At 51.9% G+C, this 24,008-nt stretch carries 22 protein-coding genes, 1 pseudogene and 1 other annotated feature; of the genes and pseudogenes, 18 read left to right on the top strand and 5 right to left on the bottom strand.

Translation table 11 applies throughout. The features are described 5' to 3' along the window. The first annotated feature begins 195 nt into the window (after positions 1-195). Positions 196-3,534, top strand: a complete 3,339-nt coding sequence (gene mscK, locus ACMV8I_RS09045; RefSeq protein ID WP_498865026.1) for a mechanosensitive channel MscK — start codon at positions 196-198, stop codon at positions 3,532-3,534. Between the two features lie 79 nt (positions 3,535-3,613). Here the strand turns inward: mscK and rsmS are convergent, their stop codons facing one another. Beyond that, positions 3,614-3,787 carry a pleiotropic regulatory protein RsmS gene (gene rsmS, locus ACMV8I_RS09040; RefSeq protein WP_498864896.1) on the bottom strand — a complete coding sequence of 58 codons (174 nt, stop codon included), beginning with the start codon at positions 3,785-3,787 and terminating at the stop codon, positions 3,614-3,616. A 231-nt stretch (positions 3,788-4,018) separates the two neighbouring features. Then, positions 4,019-4,555 (bottom strand): primosomal replication protein PriC, encoded by a 537-nt coding sequence (priC, locus tag ACMV8I_RS09035; protein ID WP_498864895.1) that lies wholly within the window; start codon positions 4,553-4,555, stop codon positions 4,019-4,021. A gap of 144 nt (positions 4,556-4,699) precedes the next feature. Here priC and ACMV8I_RS09030 point away from each other — a divergent pair, with 144 nt between their 5' ends. Together ACMV8I_RS09030 and apt are read left to right on the top strand one after the other, a co-directional pair. Beyond that, on the top strand, positions 4,700-5,068 hold the full coding sequence (locus ACMV8I_RS09030) for a DUF454 family protein (protein WP_498864894.1): 369 nt from the start codon (positions 4,700-4,702) through the stop codon (positions 5,066-5,068). Positions 5,069-5,252: 184 nt separating this feature from the next. Then, on the top strand, positions 5,253-5,804 hold the full coding sequence (apt, locus tag ACMV8I_RS09025; RefSeq protein WP_498864893.1) for an adenine phosphoribosyltransferase: 552 nt from the start codon (positions 5,253-5,255) through the stop codon (positions 5,802-5,804). A gap of 48 nt (positions 5,805-5,852) precedes the next feature. Here the strand turns inward: apt and ACMV8I_RS09020 are convergent, their stop codons facing one another. Next, positions 5,853-7,916: an alpha-amylase gene (locus ACMV8I_RS09020; protein WP_498864892.1), complete on the bottom strand. Its 2,064-nt coding sequence runs from the start codon at positions 7,914-7,916 to the stop codon at positions 5,853-5,855. A 322-nt stretch (positions 7,917-8,238) separates the two neighbouring features. Between ACMV8I_RS09020 and dnaX the strand changes: the two genes are divergently transcribed. From dnaX to htpG, 4 genes are all read left to right on the top strand, one after another. Continuing rightward, positions 8,239-10,182 carry a DNA polymerase III subunit gamma/tau gene (gene dnaX / locus ACMV8I_RS09015; protein WP_498864891.1) on the top strand — a complete coding sequence of 648 codons (1,944 nt, stop codon included), beginning with the start codon at positions 8,239-8,241 and terminating at the stop codon, positions 10,180-10,182. Beyond that, positions 9,509-9,573 (top strand) — a sequence feature (DnaX frameshifting element). It overlaps the preceding gene by 65 nt. Before the next feature lie 42 nt (positions 10,183-10,224). Further along, positions 10,225-10,554, top strand: coding sequence for a YbaB/EbfC family nucleoid-associated protein (locus ACMV8I_RS09010; protein WP_498864890.1), 330 nt, complete (start codon positions 10,225-10,227; stop codon positions 10,552-10,554). Beyond that, the gene (recR, locus tag ACMV8I_RS09005; protein ID WP_498864889.1) at positions 10,554-11,159 is read left to right on the top strand and encodes a recombination mediator RecR; all 606 of its coding nucleotides are present in this window, start codon (positions 10,554-10,556) and stop codon (positions 11,157-11,159) included. Before ACMV8I_RS09010 ends, recR begins: the two co-directional genes overlap by 1 nt. A 197-nt stretch (positions 11,160-11,356) precedes the next feature. Then, the gene (gene htpG / locus ACMV8I_RS09000; protein WP_498865025.1) at positions 11,357-13,225 is read left to right on the top strand and encodes a molecular chaperone HtpG; all 1,869 of its coding nucleotides are present in this window, start codon (positions 11,357-11,359) and stop codon (positions 13,223-13,225) included. 62 nt (positions 13,226-13,287) lie between these two features. On the opposite strand, the gene ACMV8I_RS08995 is transcribed toward htpG, so the two are convergent. Beyond that, positions 13,288-14,160 carry a LysR substrate-binding domain-containing protein gene (locus ACMV8I_RS08995; protein ID WP_498864888.1) on the bottom strand — a complete coding sequence of 291 codons (873 nt, stop codon included), beginning with the start codon at positions 14,158-14,160 and terminating at the stop codon, positions 13,288-13,290. 261 nt (positions 14,161-14,421) lie between these two features. On the opposite strand from ACMV8I_RS08995, the gene ACMV8I_RS08990 reads away from it, so the two are divergent. From ACMV8I_RS08990 to ACMV8I_RS08940, 11 genes and pseudogenes are all read left to right on the top strand, one after another. Next, positions 14,422-15,093 carry a hypothetical protein gene (locus ACMV8I_RS08990; RefSeq protein WP_498865024.1) on the top strand — a complete coding sequence of 224 codons (672 nt, stop codon included), beginning with the start codon at positions 14,422-14,424 and terminating at the stop codon, positions 15,091-15,093. A gap of 14 nt (positions 15,094-15,107) precedes the next feature. Beyond that, the gene (locus tag ACMV8I_RS08985) at positions 15,108-15,506 is read left to right on the top strand and encodes an NUDIX hydrolase (protein WP_498864887.1); all 399 of its coding nucleotides are present in this window, start codon (positions 15,108-15,110) and stop codon (positions 15,504-15,506) included. After that, positions 15,506-16,387, top strand: a complete 882-nt coding sequence (locus ACMV8I_RS08980) for a DUF6024 family protein (RefSeq protein WP_498864886.1) — start codon at positions 15,506-15,508, stop codon at positions 16,385-16,387. The genes ACMV8I_RS08985 and ACMV8I_RS08980 overlap by 1 nt, the downstream gene beginning before the upstream one ends. Beyond that, positions 16,384-17,268 (top strand): DMT family transporter, encoded by an 885-nt coding sequence (locus tag ACMV8I_RS08975; RefSeq protein ID WP_498864885.1) that lies wholly within the window; start codon positions 16,384-16,386, stop codon positions 17,266-17,268. The genes ACMV8I_RS08980 and ACMV8I_RS08975 overlap by 4 nt, the downstream gene beginning before the upstream one ends. Before the next feature lie 103 nt (positions 17,269-17,371). Next, the gene (gene adk / locus ACMV8I_RS08970) at positions 17,372-18,016 is read left to right on the top strand and encodes an adenylate kinase (RefSeq protein ID WP_498864884.1); all 645 of its coding nucleotides are present in this window, start codon (positions 17,372-17,374) and stop codon (positions 18,014-18,016) included. Between the two features lie 233 nt (positions 18,017-18,249). After that, on the top strand, positions 18,250-19,212 hold the full coding sequence (gene hemH, locus ACMV8I_RS08965) for a ferrochelatase (RefSeq protein WP_498864883.1): 963 nt from the start codon (positions 18,250-18,252) through the stop codon (positions 19,210-19,212). 44 nt (positions 19,213-19,256) lie between these two features. Beyond that, positions 19,257-20,576, top strand: coding sequence for an inosine/guanosine kinase (locus tag ACMV8I_RS08960; protein ID WP_498864882.1), 1,320 nt, complete (start codon positions 19,257-19,259; stop codon positions 20,574-20,576). A 710-nt stretch (positions 20,577-21,286) separates the two neighbouring features. Then, positions 21,287-21,430: a hypothetical protein gene (locus tag ACMV8I_RS08955; protein ID WP_498864881.1), complete on the top strand. Its 144-nt coding sequence runs from the start codon at positions 21,287-21,289 to the stop codon at positions 21,428-21,430. Positions 21,431-21,503: 73 nt separating this feature from the next. After that, entirely contained in the window at positions 21,504-21,761 is a 258-nt protein-coding gene (locus ACMV8I_RS08950) for a helix-turn-helix domain-containing protein (protein ID WP_498864880.1), read from the top strand. 86 nt (positions 21,762-21,847) lie between these two features. Next, the gene (locus tag ACMV8I_RS08945) at positions 21,848-22,369 is read left to right on the top strand and encodes a P-loop nucleotide/nucleoside kinase family protein (protein ID WP_498864879.1); all 522 of its coding nucleotides are present in this window, start codon (positions 21,848-21,850) and stop codon (positions 22,367-22,369) included. 39 nt (positions 22,370-22,408) lie between these two features. Next, positions 22,409-22,639 (top strand): annotated as a pseudogene (locus ACMV8I_RS08940) (helix-turn-helix domain-containing protein); the annotation flags it as partial. 106 nt (positions 22,640-22,745) lie between these two features. Here ACMV8I_RS08940 and ACMV8I_RS08935 read toward each other — a convergent pair. After that, positions 22,746-23,963 carry an MFS transporter gene (locus ACMV8I_RS08935; RefSeq protein WP_498864878.1) on the bottom strand — a complete coding sequence of 406 codons (1,218 nt, stop codon included), beginning with the start codon at positions 23,961-23,963 and terminating at the stop codon, positions 22,746-22,748. Between the last annotated feature and the right edge of the window lie 45 nt (positions 23,964-24,008).

Below are 24,008 nucleotides of genomic sequence, written 5' to 3'. Positions count from 1 at the left end.
GTTTTTCTTCATCTTCCCGCATCGTCCGTCGTAATCTGACATGCTTTTTCAGCATATTGGCTCTGGGTCAGCTGTTATTGTAGTGTTAATATCACTCTCTCTTTTCTGACATAAAGTTAACTCATGCATAGCCGATTTTCTGCGTTGTTGCCCACGTCGTGGTTTTCTCATGTTCCGATAACGCTATGGCGTGTAATGACCTTCGTGCTGACGGTATCTCTGTCGGTTATGACTATTTTGCCCGTCAGCGCAGCCATCAACAACGATCTGCCGACGCGCAATGAAGTGCAGAATCAGCTCGACTCATTGAATAAACAGAAAAGCCTGACCCCAGTCGACAAACTATCCCAACAGGATTTGATCCATACCCTCGGATATCTTGATGCGCTGGAGCGTGTCAAACAAGATGCCGCGCAACTGCGTCAGCAGGTCACTGAAGCCCCGGTTAAATTACGCGCGGCTACTGATGGGTTGGAAAAGCTGAAAAATGGCGACAATGACGGCGTCACTCAACAGTCCCTGTCCGCGCTGTCACTGCGACAGTTGGAGAACCGCCTTAATGACATGCTAGATGACCTTCAGTCATCACAGGATGATCTCTCGACCTTCAACACTCAGCTTATTTCATTACAAACGCAGCCCGAGCGCGTGCAGAGTGCGATGTACACCTATTCTCAGAGTCTGCAGAAAATCCGCAATCAGCTTAATGGATTGGCGCCAAGTCAGGAGAATCTGAGAGCGACGCAGCAGGGCATGTTAATAACCCAGCAGGCGCTGGTGAATGCACAGATAGATTTCCAGCGTAAAAGTTTGGAGGCCAACACCACCTTACAAGATTTGCTGCAAAAACAGCGTGATTTCACTAACGCCCACATCAGCCAGTTGGAGCGCGTGGCGCAACTTTTTCAGCAGGTAGTCAACGGCAAACGGTTAACTCTGTCAGAGCGCACGGCGAAAGAGGCGCAAACGCCGGGTGACACCTCGAATATTCAAAATGATCCGCTGGTGGCGCAGGAGCTTGGGATTAACCGCACGCTCAGCCAGCGCCTGATTGCCGCGACCGAAGAGGGCAATCAGCTGGTGCAGAAGAACATCACGGTCAAAAATTGGCTCGACCGCTCATCACAGGCCGAGCACGATCTTAAAGAACAGATCAGCGTGCTGAAGGGCAGTTTGTTGCTGTCCCGCATTCTTTATCAGCAGCAGCAAAATACCATTCCGCCGACCGGTCTTATCACTGACATGAGCTCACGCATCGCCGATTTGCGCCTTGAGCAATTCACCATTAACCAGCAGCGTGACGCCTTATTCCAGGGTGATACCTATATTCAGAGCGTGGTGGGTAACAGCAAAGAGAAGATCAGCGATGACATCAACGATGCGCTTGAGCAGATTGTTGATATGCGTCGTGAGCTGCTCGATCAGCTCAACAAACAGCTCGGCAACCAGCTTTCGTTGGCGATTAATCTGCAAATCAACCAACAGCAATTGGCGAGTATTAATGAGTCGTTGACGCAGACCCTCACTCAGCAGATTTTCTGGGTTAACAGCAATAAACCGATGGATTGGGCGTTTATTAAATCTTTGCCAGAAGACGTTAAAACTCAACTGAGCAGTTTGCACATCAATATCCCGCCGGGTGAACTGATGATGGGTGCACTGCACTCTTTACCGGTGACCGTACCTTTATTCGTGACAATTCTACTGTTGCTATGGCGACGGAAATCCATCGACAGACATGTCGAAAAACTTAACAACGATGTGGGTCAATTAAAGCGCGATACCCAGTTGCACACGCCCCGCGCATTGTTGTTTACGTTACTCAATACGCTGCCGCTGACGTTGCTGGTCCTTGGCATCGGCTACTGGTTCTCACAGTGCGATATTCAACTCAGTGATTTTCTGTGGACACTGTCCCAGAGGCTGGCGGTCTTCCTGCTGGTAATGGGTTTTTGTTACCGGTTGCTTAAGCCCAACGGCGTGAGCGAGCATCATTTCAATACTCCTGTGAAGCGATGTGAACATTACCGCCGAGCCGTGGTGCGCTTAAGTTTGGTGATGGTCCCGCTGATTTTTTGGTCCGTTGGGGGCGAAAAAGCCCCATTGGGACTGGTGGATGACATTATCGGGCAAGTGGTGATTTTGCTGACGCTGGCCGTGCTGGCGGTACTGGTTTTCCCTATTTGCCGCGACGGCTGGCGTGAGAAAGAATCTCATACCGTGCGCCTAGTGATTGTGACTGCCATTGCTATCGCGCCGCTGTTTTTGATTGGACTGATGCTGGCCGGGTATTTCTACACCACTCTGCGTCTGGCCGGGCGGTGGATAGACAGCCTCTATTTGCTCATTCTGTGGAATTTCACCTACCAGACCGCGTTGCGAGGTTTAAGCGTTGCGGCTCGTCGTCTGGCCTATCGACGGGCGCTGGCACGCAGGCAAAGTAGTAACGCCAAAGAGGGTGCTGAAGGCAGTGAAGTTATCGAAGAACCGCCGCTGGGTCTGGATCAAATCAACCAGCAATCCCTGCGCTTGACTACGATGGCGTTGTTCTTTGTCTTTGCTTCGGTGTTTTACTGGATTTGGTCTGACTTACTGACGGTGATCTCTTATCTCGACAGCATTAGTCTGTGGCACTATTCGAGTAATGTGGCGGGAGTGGTGGTGCAACAAACTGTCACGCTCGGTAACCTCTTACTGTCGTTTGTCGCGATTATCGTGGCGTACGTCATGACACGAAACTTACCCGGATTACTGGAAGTACTGGTGCTCTCCCGGCTGCAATTACGGCAGGGGGCCTCTTACGCAATTACTACCATTCTGAGCTATTCGATCACAGTGATCGGCACGATCACCGTATTGGGATCGCTGGGCGTTTCCTGGGACAAGCTCCAGTGGCTGGTGGCTGCACTGTCGGTGGGGTTAGGTTTTGGCTTGCAGGAGATTTTCGCTAACTTTGTATCAGGCCTGATTATTTTGTTTGAACGCCCGGTACGCATCGGCGATACCATCACCATTGGCACTTATTCCGGCTCAGTCAGTCGTATTCGCATCCGCGCTACCACGATCACCGACTTCGATCGCAAAGAAGTGATCATTCCGAATAAAGCCTTCGTCACGGAACGGTTGATCAACTGGTCGCTGACGGACACCGTCACGCGCGTGTTGATCAAAATTGGCGTGGCCTACGGTTCAGATCTGGATAAAGTGAAAGAGATCCTGCTGCAAGCAGCCCACGATAATCCGCGTGTGATGAGCGATCCCCCAGCCCAGGTATTTTTCCTCAATTTTGGGGCCAGCACGCTCGATCACGAACTGCGTTTATACGTACGCGAACTGGGCGATCGTAGCTATACGGTTGATGAACTGAACCGTAGCATCGACAAACTCTGTCGCGAAAATGGCATCAACATTGCTTTTAATCAGCTTGAGGTTTACTTGCATAAGCAGGGCGGGGATGAGGAAGTTCAGGAAGTGAAACGCACATTACGCCAGCCGGGTGATGAACCCGACCCGATAATGTCAGCGCAGAGTTAACGCCACCCATCTCCAGAGAACAAGGGCGCCCTGAATTTTAGGCCCCGGCGACGGGGCGTAAGCGCGATAAATATAAAAATTATAAATAGCTGATAGACAGCGTATTTTTGCTGCCTTTTAGTTTTTCCAGGTAGTCGCGCCGAACAATATCAAGCGCAGCCAGGGCCGTCTCAGGGGCAATTTCGTTACACTCAAGCAAGTAGATTAAATCAACAGCGAGCTGTAACTCGGGAGGCGCATTTTCAACAGACATGGAAGCCAACATTCATTGTAGTGTGCGATAAAAAGATCCTGCACTTCATGCAGCCCAGTAGAACAACCACCTTCTGTTACGAGATCCGAAGCTAACCTGAAGAGGGTTACGTGACTTTTTAACAGCCATCTAGCACGTTATTCGTAAAGAATAATCATTCAGGTTAGGAAACTGATTATAGATACAAATGGGGGCATTTGGCCCATCGTTTTCAAAAATTGTGATAAACATTCAAAAACCGTTTTCCTGCCGCTCAATCTGGCGCTCTATTTTTGCCAGCGCCTGTCTGCATCGCATTAGGCGCCCTTCCAGCGCTGCCAGCTCTTTCTGTACCCGCTGCTGATCACTGAAAGTAGCGAGCTGACCCAGCGTGCTCTCCCGGTCCTGAATCATCGTGATCAGGCGGCGCTCAAACTGCTGATGTTCAGATAACCTGGTGTAATTATCATGACTTTTTCGCTCTGGCGTTTGATTGTTCTTGCGAAGAGTCTGAGTGGCGAGTTCACGCTGCAGAGCCGTTATCTGAGAAATCAGACGCTCGGCCACAAAAGCGACCTGAGCCTGGCGTTTCTCTTTAACCATCAGATGTAGCTGGCCAAGATTCAGGCGGATCTCTGCCAGATAGTCGCGCAGCCTTGTTCCTTTGGTGGCAAACAGCGCCACGTCGAAGCGGGCCTGCTGGGCAGAAACATGTCCGATAGGTTCAATCTCGCTCGCCAGCGTTTCAATCTGCTGGTTGAGGGCATGTAATATTTGTTCAGTGCTCACAGGGTTTCTCCGATATCGACACGCCTAGCTTAACCTGTACACCACCAGAAACAAGGTACGTGGGATTTGGCAGTAGTATCACACTTGTTTACACTGCTTTCTCTTGCCGGGTGATGCGCCCTGGCAGTTTCTGCAGGGAGTGGAATGAAACGTCTGTTACTCATTATTGTTGGCTGGCTGGCCGTGTTCCTTGGCACTCTCGGGGTGGTATTGCCTTTGCTGCCGACCACGCCGTTTCTGCTGCTGGCTGCCTGGTGTTTTGCTCGTTCATCTCCACGCTTTCATTATTGGCTGCTTTATCGCTCATGGTTTGGCGGTTATCTGCGTCACTGGCAGGAGCATCGCGCTTTACCGTCGGGCGCTAAAAGCAAAGCCGTCGTAGTGATCATCGCGACTTTCGCTGTTTCGCTCTATTTTGTTGCGTTTTGGTGGGTACGCATCCTGCTGCTCTGCATGATGATCGCCTTGCTCATTATGATGTGGCGTCTGCCGGTGGTTGACCTGAAGCAATAAAACAGGCGATCATGTCCGGCTGCGGGTTGCTTTTTAGGGCGGCTTTGCATAGATTTGGGCATCTCGTACGTCGGTGCGCTCCCAATTTCCTTCCTTAAACGGCATGCTTTATACAGGGCATGGCGGGGGACATTTGACCGCCCGCGTTTAAGTATGAACAGCAGCTATATCAGGCAATGACATTATGACCGCTACCGCACAGCAGCTACAGTTTATTAAAGACAGTATTAAAACCATCCCTGACTACCCTAAGCCAGGCATACTGTTCCGTGACGTTACCAGCTTGCTGGAAGATCCAAAAGCTTACGCTGAGAGCATTAAATTACTGGCCGATCGTTACCGTGATGCCGGTGTGACCAAAGTAGTCGGCACCGAAGCACGTGGTTTCCTATTTGGCGCACCGGTTGCATTGGTTCTGGGCGTGGGGTTTGTTCCGGTACGTAAACCGGGTAAATTACCGCGTGAAACCATCAGTGAAACCTACGATCTGGAATACGGCACTGATAGCCTGGAAATCCATATTGATGCGATCCAGCCAGGTGAAAAAATTCTGGTTATTGACGATCTGCTGGCAACAGGTGGCACGATTGAAGCTACCGCGAAACTGATCCGCCGTCTGGGTGGTGAAGTGACCGATGCCGCGTTTATCATCAATCTGCCAGAATTAGGCGGTGAAAAACGCCTAAACAAACTGAACATCAACTGCTATAGCCTGGTTTCTTTCGATGGGCATTGATTGATGTGAATTGGCCTCGCGTTCAAAGCGAGGCCAATTGTTTTTTCGCTATTTACCTGACTCTCCCGCCCAAACCACCATCACTTTATCGTCCCCTTTCTGACGGCTGAATGCGTAATACTCAGTCTGGTGCTGTGTTATCTGAATTCCCGCACCGACCGCAGCATGCTGTTCCCTGAATTTTCCCAGTTTTTGCCAGTGGGTCAGCAAGTTTTGCTTCGCACCGATCAACTCACTCCAGTTCATATCGGAACGCGTGCCCTGTAACGGATCCGACCCCGTCGGGCCAAACTGGCGTCCGCTCTCATCACCGTAGTAAATCTGAACGGCACCGGGTGCCAGCAGTAACAAATCTGCCGCACGTTGTTGTAAAGGCAGTGACCCCTTAGCGTAAGCATCGAAAAACAGCCGTGTATCGTGCGAAGAGAGATAACTCAATACGTTGAAATCCTGCAATTTATCCGCCATTTGCTGATAAGTTGCGTCGATGTTAGCGAAACAGGACAGCGCAGCAGCGGCCTGATCCTGAAAATCAAAGTTGATCATCGCGTCGAAACCGTTTTGATAATAATCGCTTTTCATCACCCCGTGACCCCAGGCTTCACCTGTCATCCAGAACGGGGTATCGTCCAGAGCCTGGGAAGGATTCGCCGCTTTCCACTGTTTCAGCGCGTCGACAGATCGCTCTTTCAGCAACGCCAGCGTTGGTTTTTCAACGTGTTTGGCCGTATCCACGCGAAAACCATCAATCCCGTAATCGCGCACCCATTGGCTGAGCCAGGTCACCAGATAGTCACGAGGCGTCGCGCCGGGCAGGTCTTTGGCAGCAGTATCCGATTTATACTGGTAAAAAACCGGCAGACCGCTGGCGGCTGATGATTCGGTTTTGATGTCGGGCAGAAAAGCCAGCGACATGGTCAGATCATCATAACCAGGCGAGTCGTAATCGCCGATATCGGTACGGATCCATTTTTTACCCCACCACGTGCCCCAGCCGTCTTTGTCTCCGAAATTGATATAGTCATTAAAACTGTGCCAGTTTTGAGCGCGACCGGGTTTCCAGTCAGTCCAGTGCTTACCGAGCGTTTTTTCGATCTCATCGCCTTTTAGATACAGCGATCCAAAATGGAACGTTTGCATATCTGCCAGCGTTGCGTAGCCGGTGTGATTCACCACTACGTCAAACAGAATGCGGATCCCGCGTCTGTGCGCCTCACTGACCAGCGTATGCAACTCCTCAGTTGTACCCATGTTGGCATCGAGTTTTGTCCAGTCGAGTGCGTAATAGCCGTGATAAGCATAATGCGGAAAATCGCCATTAGTTCCGCCGCCGACCCAGCCGTGGATTTGCTCCAGCGGGGAGCTGATCCACAGTGCGTTGACACCTAACTGCTGTAAATAATCCAGTTTTTTTGTCAACCCGGCGAGATCACCCCCGTGAAACGTGCCGATTTCCTGCAGCCCGTCGCTGTGGCGACCATAGCTGTGATCGTTGGCTGGCTCACCGTTCTCGAAACGATCGGTGAGCACAAAATAAACTGTGGCGTTTTGCCAGCTGAAAGTGGCAGGGGTTTTACGAACGATGGATTCCAGTAACAGTAAACCGCCGCTGGCAGGATCCGGCATCAGCACCACGTGACCTTTCATTACCGTGGCGGTCTTGCCGGAATAAAAGTCGCGGACTTTCTCGCCCTCGGCGAACGTTCCTGAGACATTCACCGAAAGCGGTTTGCCATTCCAGCGCGGACAGATTTGCGTCGCTGCGGAAACGGCTGCCTGCTGCGTTTTCAGACTCAACTGGAGCGTTGGCGTTCCGCTTCTGGTGTCGATCCGCACCTGATAGTCTCCCGCGCGGAACTGGCGCCAGTTAACCGGCGTTTTGTTTTCGCAGGGTTGCAGCGACAGCATAACGTTAAGTTTTACGTCGTCAGCGGGTTGCCAGCATTGATTATCCTGATTCAGTTCCAGCGTGCGCTGGCCTTTGGGCAACGTGGCGCTACTGGTTAATATTCCGCTTGAAGGTTCGAAGAAATCGGGAAAACCTTGCAGCGTCCAGTTCGCCTGTGCGGCGGGTGAAACTAACAATAACAGAGGCAGTGTCAGGCGTTTCATGGCTCTCCTTACGCGTGGCAGGAAGCATTATTAGGGCAGGGGTTAATCCAGTGTAATCAGCGCGTGCAAATTTCCCTCCTCCTTGTGGAGTAAATCCCAGGAGGAGGACGAAGGCGGAGAACCTGCGATGCAGCCCGCAAAAAGTAAAGTAATAGGAATGATAGTGACCGTGCTGATACACTAAGAAGTGGCAGTCTGGTGCCGGCACTATTATGCTGAGACCTTCAGTCTCCGTTAAGCAGACCAGCGCAGAAAGACGGGTTAAACGATGTTTTTTCGTGTATCGTCAAATTATTCATTATAAATCAACGATGAAGTGTTAATGAGCTATCAGGTTCTTGCCCGTAAGTGGCGCCCCCAAACTTTTGCCGACGTCGTCGGACAGGAACATGTGCTGACCGCATTGGCTAATGGCCTGTCGCTCGGGCGCATCCATCATGCTTATTTGTTTTCCGGCACCCGCGGTGTGGGTAAAACGTCTATTGCGCGCCTGCTGGCGAAAGGACTGAACTGCGAAAGCGGTATCACCTCCACACCTTGCGGCGTATGCGACAACTGCCGTGAAATCGAACAGGGTCGTTTTGTTGACCTGATTGAAATCGATGCGGCCTCTCGTACCAAAGTTGAAGATACTCGCGAACTGCTGGACAACGTGCAGTACGCTCCGGCTCGCGGGCGTTTCAAAGTTTACCTGATTGACGAAGTGCACATGCTCTCGCGCCACAGCTTTAATGCGCTGTTGAAAACGCTGGAAGAGCCGCCTTCGCACGTTAAATTCCTGCTGGCAACCACCGATCCGCAAAAGCTGCCGGTGACCATTTTATCCCGTTGCCTGCAATTTCATCTGAAAGCCCTGGATGTAGAACAGATCCGCAATCAGCTTGAGCGGGTGCTAACCGCCGAGCAAATCACCAGCGAACCCCGTGCCTTGCAGTTACTGGCGCGCGCCGCCGATGGCAGTATGCGCGATGGTTTAAGCCTCACCGATCAGGCTATCGCCATGGGCCAGGGTGCTGTGACCACCGAAACCGTTGCCCAGATGCTCGGGACGCTGGACGATGAACAACCGCTGGCGGTGCTTGAAGCGCTGGTCAGTGCCGATGGCGCGCAGATGATGGCGCAGGTCGAACAGGCTGCTTCGCGTGGCGTTGACTGGGAAAACCTACTGATAGAGACACTCGCTCTGTTGCACCGCATTGCGATGGTGCAGCTGTTGCCGACGGTTCTCGATAACCATTATGCCTCGATTGAGCAACGCTTACGTGAGCTGGCCCGGGTGATCCCACCCGCTGATGTACAGCTCTATTACCAAACTCTGCTGGTGGGTCGCAAAGAGTTGGCCTATGCGCCGGATAAGCGTATGGGGGTCGAAATGACACTGTTGCGTGCGCTGGCCTTCCACCCAAAAGTGTTTATTGCTGAACCGGCAACGCCTGTTCCGGTGACAGCCCCGCAAGCTTTGATTGCCCCGGCAGCACCGCAGCCTGCGAAAACCGCTCAGCAAGAAACGCCGCTGCCTCAGGGAGGCGCACAGCCGGGAATGCCGGATGCCACAGCCCAGCTTTTGCAAGCGCGAACGCAGTTACTCAGACAGCAGGGAAATACCAACCCAAAAAAAGCTGAGCCGGCGGCGCCAGGAAAAGCGCGGCCGGCAAACTCAGCACTGGAGCGCCTCGCCTCAGTGACTGAACGTGTGCAAACGCAGGCCAGCGCCCGAAAAGAGAAGCAACCTGAGCAGCCGGTAAAGGAAGAAGCTTACCGCTGGAAGACGCTGAACGAGCCGGAAGAAGCGCCACAACCGGTCGCCACGCCGAAAATGCTGCGTACTGCACTTGAGCATGAAAAGTCACCGGAACTGGCAGCACGGCTGGCGGTCGAAGCCACCGAGCGGGACGCTTGGGCGGCTGAAATCAACCAGATGGTGATGCCAAAACTGGTCCAGCAACTGGCGATGAACGCCTGGTGCGAACAGCCGGAACCCGGCAAGATTTGTCTTCATTTGCGGACCTCGCAGCGCCATCTGAATTCGCCGTCGGCGCAGAAGATGCTGGCAGAAGCTCTGTCAGCCCTGCATCAGTTGCCGGTTGAACTGACCGTGCTGGAAGATGATAATCTGGCGGTCAAAACGCCGCTAGAGTGGCGGCAGACAATTTATGAAGAAAAACTGGCGCAGGCGCGTCAGTCGATTATTGCGGATAATAACATTCAGACTCTGCGCAGGTTCTTTGATGCAGAGCTGGATGAAGAGAGTATTCGCCCCGTTTAAACGCCGCAATTACCCTGCGGCCCGACACAAAGAGAGATGATTATGTTTGGAAAAGGCGGCATTGGTAACCTGATGAAACAGGCCCAGCAAATGCAGGAAAAAATGCAACAGGCTCAGGCGGAAATCGCGCTGTTAGAAGTGACGGGTGAATCAGGCGCTGGCCTGGTGAAAATCACCATCAACGGTGCGCACAACGTGCGTCGCGTGGAGATCGATCCAAGCCTGTTGGCCGATGACAAAGACATGTTGGAAGATTTGGTCGCTGCGGCGTTCAATGATGCTGCGCGTCGCATCGAAGAAACCCAGAAAGAGAAAATGGCTAACGTGTCAGGCGGCATGCAATTGCCACCGGGCTTTAAGATGCCGTTCTAATGCAAACCAGCCCGCTCCTTGAATCACTAATGGAGGCGTTGCGCTGCCTGCCGGGCGTTGGCCCGAAATCAGCGCAGCGTATGGCATTCCAGCTGCTGCAGCGCGATCGCAGCGGCGGAATGCGGCTGGCGCAGTCGTTGACGCGTGCGATGTCTGAAATCGGCCACTGCACCGATTGCCGTACTTTCACCGAACAAGAAATCTGCACCATTTGCGCCAATCCACGGCGGAAAGAAAACGGCCAGATTTGCGTGGTAGAAAGCCCGGCAGATATTCATGCGGTAGAACAAACCGGTCAGTTCTCCGGTCGTTATTTCGTGCTGATGGGCCACCTGTCTCCGATGGACGGCATTGGTCCTGATGACATCGGTCTGGATCGTCTTGAGCACCGTCTGGCAAGCGAAAGCATGAAAGAAGTGATTCTGGCGACCAATCCGACGGTTGAAGGGGACGCGACGGCAAACTACATCGCTGAAATGTGCGGTCAGTATGGCGTCATGGCCAGCCGGATCGCCCACGGTGTGCCAGTAGGCGGTGAGCTAGAGATGGTTGATGGCACTACGCTGTCGCACTCTTTGGCTGGGCGTCATCCTTTCAAGTTCTGAATTGATTTGTTCCGGCGCGTTATTTTTTGCGCGTCGGTTCAGTTTTCCATCGAACAGACGTTTTCCTCTTGAATTAATCCCTTAGTAACCCCATCTATTCCTCAGCGTTTTACTTTTAAGTCAGCTTGCTGCCGTTAAGGCCGGGCTTTCCAATGTAATGAAAAATCAAACAGCGTGATTGAGGTAATTTGATGAGTATGAAAGGACAAGAAACCCGCGGATTCCAGTCTGAAGTTAAACAGCTGCTGCATCTGATGATCCACTCGCTCTACTCCAACAAAGAAATTTTTCTGCGTGAGCTGATTTCCAACGCCTCAGATGCTGCCGACAAGCTGCGCTTTCGCGCGCTCTCCAAGCCGGAACTTTATGAAGGTGATGGCGAGCTGCATGTGCGTCTGGCATTTGATAAAGAAAAACGCACCCTGACACTGAGCGATAACGGCATCGGCATGAGCCGTGACGAAGTGATCGACAACCTCGGCACGATTGCTAAATCCGGCACCAAAGCTTTCCTGCAATCTGTCGGTTCTGAGCAGGCAAAAGACAGCCAGCTGATCGGTCAGTTCGGTGTGGGTTTCTATTCGGCGTTTATCGTCGCCGACAAAGTCACCGTGCGCACCCGTGCCGCAGGCGCAGCGCAGGAAGAGGGCGTGTTCTGGGAATCTGCCGGTGAAGGTGAATACACCCTGGCCTATATCGAAAAAGCGGAACGCGGCACTGAAATTACCCTGCACCTGCGTGAAGATCAGGACGAGTTCCTTGATGACTGGCGCGTGCGTTCGATCATCAGCAAATACTCTGACCATATTGCATTGCCGGTGGAAGTTGAAATCCGCAACGAAGAAGATGGCACCGTCACCTGGGAGCAGATCAACAAGGCTCAGGCTCTGTGGACCCGTGGCAAAGCGGAAGTGACCGACGAAGAGTATGTTGAATTCTATAAACACATCTCCCATGACTTCAGCGATCCGCTGAGCTGGAGCCACAACCGTGTTGAAGGCAAGCAGGAATACACCAGCCTGCTGTACATACCTTCGCAGGCACCCTGGGATATGTGGAACCGCGATCACAAACATGGCCTGAAACTCTACGTTCAACGCGTATTCATCATGGATGAAGCCGAGCAATTCATGCCGAACTACCTGCGTTTCGTCCGTGGTCTGATCGATTCCAACGATCTGCCACTGAACGTATCGCGTGAAATTCTGCAAGACAGCCGTATTACCCAGAATCTGCGCAGCGCACTGACCAAACGCGTATTGCAGATGCTGGAAAAACTGGCGAAAGACGACAACGAAAAATACCTGCAATTCTGGCAGCAGTTCGGTCTGGTCCTGAAAGAAGGCCCGGCAGAAGATGGCGCTAACAAAGACACTGTCGCCAAATTGCTGCGCTTCGCCAGCACCCGCAACGACAACAGCGCACAGACTCTGTCGCTGGACGACTACGTTGCCAGCATGGTAGAAGGTCAGGACAAAATTTACTACATCACCGCTGACAGCTATGCCGCCGCGAAAAGCAGCCCGCATCTGGAACTGTTCCGCAAAAAAGGCATTGAAGTGCTGCTGTTGTCCGATCGTATCGACGAGTGGATGATGAGCTACCTGACCGAATTCGATGGCAAAGTGTTCCAGTCAGTCAGCAAAGCTGACGACTCGTTGGATAAACTGGCAGACGAAGAGAGCGCAGAGAAGAAAGAAGCCGACAAGGCGCTGGAGCCGTTTGTAGAGCGGGTTAAAGCACTGCTGGCTGACCGCGTGAAAGAGGTGCGCCTGACGCACCGTCTGACTGATACGCCGGCCATCGTGACTACTGGTGCTGACGAAATGACCACCCAGATGGCAAAACTGTTTGCTTCTGCCGGTCAGGATGCGCCTGAGGTGAAATATATCTTCGAGCTGAACCCGGATCATGCCTTGGTGAAACGTGCCTCAGACGTTGCCGACGACGCACAATTTAGCGAGTGGGTTGAGCTGTTGCTCGATCAGGCGCTGTTTGCGGAACGCGGAACGCTGGAAGATCCAAACCTGTTTATTCGTCGTATGAACCAACTTTTACAAGCGTAAATCATCCTCGAAATAAAATTTGAAACTCAGCCCTGTCTTCTGACGGGGCTTTTTTTTGCCGGCTATCCTTGGCTGGCTTCCTCCAGCAACCAGCTGCGAAACGCGGTGATCTCGGGTTCATGGCTGCGGTTGTTCTTCACCAGCATATAAGTCGCGCGGTCAACTTCGGCAAAGCCCAGTGGTGCGATCACCGTGCCTTCCTGTAACTCTTTCTTCACCAGGATCTGTGGCGTCATGATGATCCCCAGTCCGTTTTTTGCCGCCTGAATGGCCAGGGTTAAATTGTCGAAATGTTTGCCTGCCGCGAAGTCGCCTTTGGCGTTGGTTTTTCTGGCCCACTCCTGCCATGCGTTGATCTTGGTGTCAGCGTGCAGCAGCGGCAGGGTAGAGAAATCCGTCTGGTAGGTGAAGCGGTGACGAAAACCCGGTGAGCACACCGGGCCGATATAATCGACGGTGATCAGCGTCGATTCAATCTCGCTGGTTAGCTGGCTCTCATTACTTTTGATCAAAATATCGGTGCGCTGTTCGCGAATTTTCTGCACATCGGTATGCGTCTGAAATGTTAGAACGATATTTTCATGACGTTCTGAAAAGCGGCTGATACGTGGAATTAGCCATTGCGCCAGAAAACTGGGGGCGCAGGAAATAATTAAATTATTTTCCTGCCGCGCTTTTATGTCGCGACACGTATTTTCTATTTCGCCGAACGCCTGATCGCAGCATTTTTTTAATTTCTCGCCATCACGGGTTAAATATACCCGTCCGGCTGCGCGTTTAAATAACGCTGTTCCCAACCATCCTTCCAGGTTTTTTATCTGATGACTCACCGCACTGTGCGTCACATTCAATGATTCCGCCGCCAGACTAAAACTCTCAAACAGCGCGGCCTGCTTAAAATAGTGCAGCGAGCGAAGTGCGGGTAAGTCAGTCATGATTCACCTTGTTAGATTAATTCAACTCCAATGTCTGTTTATATCATTTTCTTACGCCGAAGAAACCCATTAGTCTCGCCCTTGTTCCGAAGCATATCTCTCCAACAGGCGCTGTGATTTTACTGATTGATATTCAGTAGATGCGCCAGTCTGCGCCTTGCGCGCTGGTTATGTCTGTAAAAAATAAGGATGACTATGAACAATTCACTTTCTGATAAAACGACTTCTGCAGCTTCTTCTGTTCCTAATACACAGCTTGTTATGTTTACCGGCGGTCGCGACAGCACGCTGGCTGCCTGTTATCTGATGTTACAAGGTATTCCGGTTCATCTTTATTCGGCTAACAGTGGTTGTTCTCTGCATCGCGGCATTTTGGCGCATCGTGTTGAAGAATTGCGTAACCGCTTTGGTGAGTTAGTGGTGGAACATACCGTGGAAGATATTAGCGGGACTTTCCGCTCCATCGCGATTGAAAATATCGAAAGCGATATTCTGCGCCACCGTAAGAATCTGGTTTTGTTAGGCGAAAAACTGGCGATCCATGCCCATTTGGTGGACTTCTGCCGCCGCAACGACATCAGCATCATCAACGACGGTATCACCCACTATCAGCAGGAATTTCCGGAACAGCGCCAGGTGGCGAAAGATTTTCTGGTGAACCTGATGAATCAGTTCGACATTCAATACCGTTCGCCAATTTATGAATTTGCCCAGTCAGCCGATGACGTGAAATACCGCCTGCTGCAATTAGGCATCTCCACGAAATCACTGGAAGGTGTGAGTATTTTCGGTGACAGCTTCTCGACGCCGAGTGATGAGACCATTTTGGCTTACCTGAATGAAAAAACGCCACTGGCGCTGAATATTGTCAAGTTCCTTTCAGGTGAAACCCTGAATCTTGGGCCAAGAACTGCGGCGCATGCTGCGGCGTAATTAAGGGGATTATGATGAAAACTATTGTCAAATGTTCGGCAGTGATCATCCGTGACCGGGCGTTATTACTCACGCGCAAACGCGGTACCGATATCTTTATTTCCCCCGGCGGCAAACCCCTTACCGGCGAAGATCACATCAGCTGTCTGAAGCGTGAACTGAAAGAAGAGTTAAACGTTGATACCGCGAAAATCACTCCGCTAGGCTTATTTCACGGTATGGCAGAATTCGAAAAAGTCGCCATCGAAAACCATGTGTATCAGGTGGAAGTGGTTGGACAACCGGTCGCCAGCGCTGAGATTGCTGAAATAGCCTGGGTGAATTACCGCAAGCCACCTTGCGAAGTCGGAGTGGGATCCGTGTTTCGTGACAACGTCCTGCCATTGCTGTTCCAGCGTGAGTTGATCGACTGATGGATCCTTCATCTCTGGCTCCGGCCTTGCAGCAACAGCACGGTGACCACTATTACAGGGAAGTTAACCAGCTGCGGGAAGTGCTGCGCGACAAGCTGACAACGACTTATCAGCTTGAAGACTATGATATTTTTCTGGTGCAGTCAGTGCGTGTCGGCTTAGCCATGCTGTCTCATTTGTTGCACAAGCATCAGTTGACGTTACAACTGGGCCAGCATCGCCACTATCAACCGATAGAACTGCTGTTTTCCAATCAGACACCCGGTGATACCACGGCGCAAAATAGCGGCGTTAATATCGTCACGCACGTTAATCCTTACACTGGCGTGATAAGCGATCTTGAATCTAGCGAAGGCAAAGCGGTGGTGGATGCGTCACACAGTTTTGCTACCGGCCTGCATGACGAGCTGATCACCAATAGCTCAATTTTCCTTGCGCCGTTGCATAAACATGCATCAGTAGCGGTAGGGTTATCGATCATTGCCGTACGCCCCGAGCACTACAGCTGTTTATTTCGCAGTGAGTTGCGCCTGTTCGAGGGTTCCACCGTATCGCAGCGGCCTTTACAAGAGGCAATTGCCACCATGGATGACCCGGCCTGGCAACCGTATAACGTGGCCAGCATTGAAAAGATCGACCTGCCGCTGAGCAATGGGCTGCGTCTCACCTCGATCAGTGCTTCCGGTTTGCCGTTTGTCTGCTTCCCGGTGGCGATGCTTTCAGAAGAGCAACTGCGCAAAGTTAAGAAAATGGATGGCAGCTATTTCGAGCATTCCCACACTCTGCGCATATCGCGCTGGAAGCGGGGCACCCGTTCTCAACACATCGATCACACGGGAAGTGTGATTGATGATTTAGCCCGACTTTGGAGTCAAAAATGAGTAAATCTACCCCCGTTAACGGCAATCTGATCGGTATTCTCGGCGGAATAATCCTGAGTACAGACTCGGTATTTATCCGTCTGATGGGCATCGATAACTCGTGGATGATCGTGATGTTGCGTGGTCTCTTTATGTGGGGGCTAGTGGTGGTGGTCTATCTGCTGTGGCCGAAAAGCCGCAAAGTGCTCGGTGTGCCTTGGATCACACGGCAGAACGTCCTATCTACGTTATTTTTCTGCGTTGCATCGGCCTGTTTTGTTAATGCCCTGAATCGCGGCAGTATCGCCACTGTTCTGGTGATCATCTCTTCGACGCCCTTTGTTTCCGCTATTATTTCGCGGCTGTTTTTTGGCACCAAATTTGACAAAGCTCTTATGTTGTCGGCTATCGTCGGGATGTTGGGCGTGGCAATTGTCATGACCGGGCGTGCTGAAGGGTACGACCCGATGGCCAACTATTTTGCGCTGGCGACCGCAGTGTCGATGGCCCTGGCATTTATCTTCGCCTCAAAAGTGGATAATGGCACCGTTGGTTTACCTTCAATCGGTGGCGTGTTGGCCTCGGCCTGCGTGATTGCCTTAACCGGTGGCAGTGTACTGCACGGTGTTCCGTTGCTTACGCATTATCAGTGGCTATGGCTGGCCATTGAAGGTGCGGTCATTATGCCGCTGGCGATGGGCTTGATATCACTCTCCACGCGCTTCGTTTCACCGGTCAATGCCGGGCTGTTTTTACTGCTGGAAACCGCGCTGGCACCGCTGTGGATCTACCTGTTTTTGCACGAAGCGCCGACGCCGCAGGCTATCGTCGGTGGAGGCATTATCGTGCTGGCGGTGGTGTCGCAAACTTTGCGGGTAAAACGTCAGGAAGCATTGGCCTGAGCCGCTTCGCGCAATGCCCCTTCCTTGAGGAAGGACGTACAGAATGGTATGGTTGGACGTTTTTTGCGTTTTAATAAAAATTACATGCAAGGGGATTTACGCAATGCGTATCATTCTGCTGGGCGCTCCTGGCGCTGGTAAAGGTACACAGGCTCAATTCATCATCGAGAAATATGGCATTCCGCAAATTTCTACCGGTGATATGTTGCGCGCAGCTGTGAAAGCCGGAAGTGAACTCGGCAAGAAAGCAAAAGAAATTATGGACGCAGGGAAACTGGTCACCGACGAATTAGTGATCGCACTGGTAAAAGAGCGTATTCAGCAAGAAGACTGCCGTAATGGTTTCCTGCTGGATGGCTTCCCGCGCACTATTCCACAGGCTGATGCGATGAAAGACGCTGACATCAAAGTGGATTACGTTCTGGAATTTGACGTACCTGACGAATTGATCGTTGATCGCATCGTTGGCCGTCGCGTACACCCTGGCTCTGGCCGTGTGTACCACATCAAATTCAACCCTGCAAAAGTTGAAGGTAAGGATGATGTGACCGGCGAAGACCTGATCACCCGTAAAGACGATCAGGAAGAAACCGTGCGCAAGCGTCTGGTGGAATACCATGAGCTGACTGAACCGTTGATCGCTTATTACAGCAAAGAAGCAGAAGCAGGTAACACTAAATACGTGCGCATTGATGGCACGCAGAAAGTTGACGAAGTTCGTCAGGAACTGGCCGCTATCTTGGGCTAATTCATTCCTATTTAGCGTTATTGATTGATTTAAAGGCGACTCCGGTCGCCTTTATTATTTTTAATTCTCCCCGGTTTTCCTGCCCGTTAATCTTGTTGATTACTTCTGCCGTTGGCTGTTATCGGTTCCGATCCCTGACAATTTAGTTACACTATAGGTCGTTACACCGAAGCCCCTTCGGGCAGCTTCGAGTCCCTCTGGCCCATTGGCCGCATTAATTTAGGAAATTCAGAATGATGCAAACTAAATTCGGTGTGTTACTGGTTAATCTCGGTACCCCCGAAGCACCTACGCCGCAGGCCGTAAAAAAGTATCTGGCTGAATTTTTAAGTGATATTCGCGTTGTTGACGTCAACCGGCTGATTTGGTTGCCTATTTTATATGGGGTTATTTTGCCTCTTCGTTCAACACGGGTGTCCAAACTGTACAAATCCGTTTGGATGGAAGACGGTTCGCCACTGATGGTTTTTAGCCGCCGTCAGCAAAAGGCGCTGGCTGAACGCCTGCCTGGCACGCCGGTCGAACTGGCGATGAGCTATGGTAACCCGAGCATGCAGGACGCCATCGGGAAATTACTGGCGCAGGGCGTGACCAAAATGGTGGTACTGCCGCTGTATCCGCAATACTCCTGTTCTACCAGTGCTGCCGTATTTGACGGCGTGGCGCGCGTACTGAAAAATAAACGCCGTTTGCCGTCGATCAGTTTTATTCGTGATTACGCCGAGCATCCGGCCTATATCTCTGCGCTAAAATCCACCGTGCTGCGCTCTTTTGCCGAACGCGGCGAGCCGGACCGCCTGATCCTCTCTTTCCACGGCATCCCTAAACGTTTTGTCGCACAGGGTGATGACTATGAACAGCGCTGTAATGACACCGCGCAAGCTCTGACGGATGCTCTCGGTTTGCCAGCCGGTAAAATCATGCTGACCTTCCAGTCGCGCTTTGGTCGCGAGCCTTGGCTGACGCCTTACACCGATGAAACGCTGAAAGGGTTACCGGCGCAGGGTATCAAAAACATTCAGGTTATGTGCCCGGGTTTCGCCTCCGACTGTCTGGAGACGCTTGAAGAGATCAAAGAAGAGAACCGCGAGATCTTTATGCACGCCGGTGGTGAGCGTTTTGACTACATTGATGCGCTCAACGATCAGCCTGAGCATATTGACCTGTTGCAGCAATTAGTGACTCAGCATTTTTAACGTCTTTTGATCTCCCGCGTCCTTATGATCCACAGAGAGTAGCAATGAAATTTCCTGGTAAACGTAAGTCAAAACACTATTTTCCGGTCAGCGCGCGTGATCCGTTATTGCGTGATTCGATGTTGCAACAGATGCAGCCGGAAAGCGAAGCGGGTACATCTTATATTGTCGGCATTGACCAGACGATGGTAGATATCGAGGCTAGGGTGGATGAAGACTTCGTTACGCGGTACGGGCTCAAAGCCGGTGAGTCGAGCGTTATTGATGATGATACTGCCGAAGCGCTGTATCAGGAGCTGATGGAGAAATTGCTGATCACCCACCAGTTTGCTGGCGGCACCATCGGCAACACCTTGCACAATTATTCGGTGCTGGCGGATGACCGCTCGGTGTTGCTGGGCGTGATGTGCAGCCATGTACAGATCGGCAGTTACGCCTATCGCTATCTGTGCAATACCTCAAGCCGTGTTGACCTCAACTATTTGCAGGGTGTTGACGGCGCGATTGGTCGCTGTTTTACGCTGATAAGCGATAGCGGCGAACGCACCTTTGCCATCAGTCCGGGCCATATGAATAACCTGCGTCAGGAAAACGTGCCGGAAGAGGTGATCGCCGGAGCATCGGCGCTGGTGCTGACCTCTTACCTGCTGCGCAGCGGTGAAGGTGAGCCAATGCCAGACGCCACCATGCAGGCCATCGCCTATGCCAAAAAGTATCAGGTGCCGGTGGTGCTGACGCTGGGAACGCAGTTTGTGATCGCAGAAAACCCGCAGGCGTGGCGTGATTTCATCCGCGATAACGTGTCGATTCTGGCGATGAATGAAGATGAAGGCTTCGCGCTGACCGGTCTGAAAGATCCGCTGATGGCGGCAGATAAAGCGCTGGATTGGGCCGATCTGGTGCTATGCACTGCCGGGCCAAACGGGCTGTTTATGGCCAGTTATACCGAAGACGAATTCAAACGAACAACGCAGCATCCGCTGTTACCGGGCGCGATTGCCGAGTTTAACCTGTATGAATTCAGCCGCGCGATGCGCCGTGAAAATTGTCAAACACCGCTGAAGATCTATTCGCACATCGCGCCCTATATGGGCGGGCCGGAGAAGATCATGAATACCAATGGAGCAGGGGATGGCGCATTGTCTGCGCTGTTACATGATATCGCCGCCAACGGTTTCCACCGCAGCAGTGTGCCTAACTCAAGCAAACATTCCCGCGAATATCTGACTTATTCGTCGCTGGCGCAGGTGTGTAAATACGCCAACCGGGTCAGTTATCAGGTATTGAATCAGCATTCGCCGCGGTTAACGCGCGGGCTGCCAGAGCGGGAAGACAGTCTTGAGGAGTCATACTGGGAACGGTGAGTTTATTGGGGCTGCGGCCCCAAACCCGCAAAGACCTTGGGTTGCCACCCAAACCCGCAAAGACCTTGGGTTGTCACCCAAACCCGCAAAGACCTTGGGTTGTCACCCAAACCTGCAAAGACCTTGGGTTGTCACCCAAACCTGCAAAGACCTTGGGTTGTCACCCAAACCTGCAAAGACCTTGGGTTGTCACCCAAACCTGCAAAGACCTTGGGTTGCCACCCAAACTGGCTTTAAGAGGCGCCTATCGCCGCGCCTCTTAAAAATCTCCGGCTCTTTCACTGCGCGCTTCGCTGAATCGGGATGGCCGTGTTTCAGTCACCGTTGTTACAGCCGCAAAATGCCGCCGCTTGCGCGGTGCCCTCACTTCAGGTTCAGACCAGCTCGCAAAAAACTCTCGCTGTTTCTCACCGTTCGTTCGGCGTCATTTTTGAATGCGGCCTGGACGTTTACATCGAAAGTTTGTTCTTCATTTCTGCAACGTCATGTAACGCCAGATATTTATCTGAATTTGTCTCTCAAGTTATTGATTTGAGTATTGGCGGGCGTTAAGCCGTTACGGTATTATCAGTCCCGCTGCGACACATTCGCAGTCGGGAGTTGCGGCCCGGATTAACTGGAGGCAAGGAGTGCATCTGATGTTCACTTCTTGCTAATGCCTTGTCACATCCATCAAAAATGTTCGTGGTTTGCGAAATTTGAGATGTTCTATGGTGGCTCAGGCGGGGCTGACTTCGGTCAGGCCGGTTTCCAGAAATCCGGTACCGCAATCCCCTGTCTGGGCCACCACCCAAAGAGAATTGCGGCTCTTCGGCGGTGGTATTAATCCAATAAAACTGGAAATGCCTTTATGAAAACGTCACATAGCCCGACCTTTCTCCCGTTCCTTACTAACATACGTCATCCGCTTTCTTGCGGAGGTGAACAATGAGTAAATTTCAGAAAACTGACTGGCATCAGGCCGATATTATTGCGTCTCTGCGTAAGAAAGGCACCACGCTGGCAGCGGTGTCGCGCGCTGCAGGGTTGTCTTCTTCGACGCTGGCGAATGCATTAAATCGCCCGTGGCCGAGAGGTGAAATGCTGATCGCGCAGGCAATTGGTGTACCTCCGGCACAAATCTGGCCAAGCCGCTATTTTGATGATGCAGGAAAAGTGATTATCAAAACGTTGCGCAAGGCATAAAACAAAAGGGCGCATGTAAAGTGCTGCGCCCAATCTGACACACTAAGATAATCATTTGCGGGCAATAAAATTCAAAGAGGAAAGAGATGGCACAATCAGCCCCAGAAAAACCAACCCTTCATTTACTCTGCGGTAAAATAGCCTCGGGTAAATCGACCCTGTCGGCAGAACTTTCTGCACGTCCGATGACCGTCCTTATCAGTGAAGATCAATGGCTGGCGCGTCTTTATGCCGAGGAAATGCACAGCGTGGCAGACTACGTGCGTTGCTCAGGCAAACTCAGGGACGCCATGGCACCGCATCTGATTGCTTTGTTGAAGGCCGGGATATCTGTGGTGCTCGATTTCCCCGCCAACACGCTGGCAAACCGGCAGTGGATGAAAGGGATCGCTGATGCGTCCGGCGCGGATAATCGTCTCTATTTTCTCAATGTCTCTGATGAAGTATGTAAAGCGCGTTTGCATGCGCGTAATCAGAATGGTGAGCATGATTTTGCCGCCACTGACCAGCAGTTTGATCTGATCACCCGCTACTTCGTGCCGCCGACCGAAGAAGAAGGTTTTACGATTGTGCGCCGTAAAGCCTCATCCTTCAGGGCGGGGATATAAGGTACGGTTGTCCACCTGATTTTTGTTAAAATTCAACGCATGAAACGACTACAAGCCTTTAAATTCCAGCTAAGACCGAATGGCCAGCAAGAGCGTGATATGCGACGTTTCGCTGGGGCATGTCGTTTTGTATTCAACAAATCACTGGCGTTGCAGAATGAAAACCATGAAGCAGGGAATAAGTATATTTCCTATGCAAAAATGACAGCATGGCTGGTTGAATGGAAAAAAACACCCGAAACCCAGTGGTTAAAAGAAACCCCATCCCAAGCTTCCCCTCTTCACGAGGGGAAGCTTGGGATGGGGTTTGAGTTTTGTCGGAGGATCGGTGTATAGAGACAGCCTGAAAAAGAGAGGCTGGCAGAAAGCAGAAAATTTAAGGCTGCTTTTGTTCGAGATTCGGCAGGAAGGCCGTCAGAATACCGAGGAGTGGCAGGAAGGCGCAGATCTGATAGACCAGCTCAATGCTTGTGCGGTCGGCCACATAACCCAGCACCGCTGCACCCAGCCCGCCCATACCAAACGCCAGGCCGAAGAACAGCCCGGACACCATGCCGACTTTGCCCGGGATCAGCTCCTGTGCGAAGACCAAAATGGCGGAGAACGCCGACGCGAGGATAACCCCGATGATCACACTCAGTATGCTGGTCCACATCAGGTTGGCGTGAGGGAGCAGCAGCGTGAAGGGGGCGACGCCAAGGATCGAGGCCCAAATCACATACTTGCGCCCAATTTTATCGCCAATGGGTCCGCCAATAATGGTGCCGGCCGCCACGGCGAACAGAAATATGAACAGGTGAATCTGTGCATTCTGAATCGACACGCCGAATTTATGGATCAGATAGAAAGTGTAATAGCTGCTCAGACTGGTCAGGTAGAAGTATTTTGAGAACACCAGCACCAGCAGAATACCCATCGACACTGCCACTGTTTTGCGCGGTAGCATCGTTACATTGTTCGGGAACGGCCCGCGTTTCTTGATGATCTGCTGTTGCTGACGATACCATTTACTGATTTGCAGCAGCACCACAATCCCCAGCAGCGCCGCCAGTGAGAACCATGCCACGTTGCCTTTACCGTAAGGTGCAATAATCAGCGCTGCCAATAAGGGCCCGAGTGAACTGCCGAAGTTGCCACCGACCTGGAATACCGACTGCGCCAGACCATGGCGTCCACCGGAGGCCATGCGCGCCACGCGAGAAGACTCGGGATGGAACACCGATGAGCCGGTACCGACCAGCGCTGCGGCCACCAGTACCAGCGGGAAGGTTTGTGCCACTGACAGCAGCAGCAGGCCGGATAGCGTGAAGCCCATCCCAATCGGCAGCGAATAAGGCTGCGGATGTTTATCGGTATAGTAACCAATCAGCGGTTGTAGCAGCGAGGCGGTGATCTGATAGGTCAGAGTGATCATACCAATCTGTGTAAAACTGAGGGAGAACTCATTTTGCAGCAGGGGATAAATCGCGAGGATCAGCGACTGGATCATGTCATTGAGCAGATGCGAGACGCTAATGGCAGCCAGAATAGAAAATGCGGTGCGTTTCGCTGCGTTTACCGGCTGAGGAGCGGGGATGTCAGTACGTTCGGTCATTCAAGCGGCCTTTCTTCTTGTTGTAGGTTGTTATTGAAGATAGCG

Origin of the sequence: Ewingella sp. S1.OA.A_B6 (assembly GCF_049889095.1) — a bacterium.
Lineage (GTDB): Bacteria > Pseudomonadota > Gammaproteobacteria > Enterobacterales > Enterobacteriaceae > Ewingella.
This window is presented reverse-complemented; position numbering and strand designations above follow the sequence as displayed.

Excerpts from the sequence above, each read along its gene's own strand:
- dnaX (WP_498864891.1), top strand. The coding sequence starts at position 8,239 with ATGAGCTATCAGGTTCTTGCCCGTAAGTGGCGCCCCCAAACTTTTGCC.
- hemH (WP_498864883.1), top strand. The coding sequence starts at position 18,250 with ATGATGCAAACTAAATTCGGTGTGTTACTGGTTAATCTCGGTACCCCC.
- htpG (WP_498865025.1), top strand. The coding sequence starts at position 11,357 with ATGAAAGGACAAGAAACCCGCGGATTCCAGTCTGAAGTTAAACAGCTG.
- ACMV8I_RS08960 (WP_498864882.1), top strand. The coding sequence starts at position 19,257 with ATGAAATTTCCTGGTAAACGTAAGTCAAAACACTATTTTCCGGTCAGC.
- apt (WP_498864893.1), top strand. The coding sequence starts at position 5,253 with ATGACCGCTACCGCACAGCAGCTACAGTTTATTAAAGACAGTATTAAA.
- rsmS (WP_498864896.1), bottom strand. The coding sequence starts at position 3,787 with ATGTCTGTTGAAAATGCGCCTCCCGAGTTACAGCTCGCTGTTGATTTA.
- ACMV8I_RS09010 (WP_498864890.1), top strand. The coding sequence starts at position 10,225 with ATGTTTGGAAAAGGCGGCATTGGTAACCTGATGAAACAGGCCCAGCAA.
- ACMV8I_RS08995 (WP_498864888.1), bottom strand. The coding sequence starts at position 14,160 with ATGACTGACTTACCCGCACTTCGCTCGCTGCACTATTTTAAGCAGGCC.
- ACMV8I_RS08950 (WP_498864880.1), top strand. The coding sequence starts at position 21,504 with ATGAGTAAATTTCAGAAAACTGACTGGCATCAGGCCGATATTATTGCG.
- ACMV8I_RS08935 (WP_498864878.1), bottom strand. The coding sequence starts at position 23,963 with ATGACCGAACGTACTGACATCCCCGCTCCTCAGCCGGTAAACGCAGCG.
- ACMV8I_RS08990 (WP_498865024.1), top strand. The coding sequence starts at position 14,422 with ATGTTTACCGGCGGTCGCGACAGCACGCTGGCTGCCTGTTATCTGATG.
- ACMV8I_RS08980 (WP_498864886.1), top strand. The coding sequence starts at position 15,506 with ATGGATCCTTCATCTCTGGCTCCGGCCTTGCAGCAACAGCACGGTGAC.
- mscK (WP_498865026.1), top strand. The coding sequence starts at position 196 with ATGACCTTCGTGCTGACGGTATCTCTGTCGGTTATGACTATTTTGCCC.
- ACMV8I_RS09030 (WP_498864894.1), top strand. The coding sequence starts at position 4,700 with ATGAAACGTCTGTTACTCATTATTGTTGGCTGGCTGGCCGTGTTCCTT.
- recR (WP_498864889.1), top strand. The coding sequence starts at position 10,554 with ATGCAAACCAGCCCGCTCCTTGAATCACTAATGGAGGCGTTGCGCTGC.
- ACMV8I_RS08985 (WP_498864887.1), top strand. The coding sequence starts at position 15,108 with ATGAAAACTATTGTCAAATGTTCGGCAGTGATCATCCGTGACCGGGCG.
- ACMV8I_RS08975 (WP_498864885.1), top strand. The coding sequence starts at position 16,384 with ATGAGTAAATCTACCCCCGTTAACGGCAATCTGATCGGTATTCTCGGC.
- ACMV8I_RS08945 (WP_498864879.1), top strand. The coding sequence starts at position 21,848 with ATGGCACAATCAGCCCCAGAAAAACCAACCCTTCATTTACTCTGCGGT.
- ACMV8I_RS09020 (WP_498864892.1), bottom strand. The coding sequence starts at position 7,916 with ATGAAACGCCTGACACTGCCTCTGTTATTGTTAGTTTCACCCGCCGCA.
- ACMV8I_RS08955 (WP_498864881.1), top strand. The coding sequence starts at position 21,287 with ATGGTGGCTCAGGCGGGGCTGACTTCGGTCAGGCCGGTTTCCAGAAAT.
- adk (WP_498864884.1), top strand. The coding sequence starts at position 17,372 with ATGCGTATCATTCTGCTGGGCGCTCCTGGCGCTGGTAAAGGTACACAG.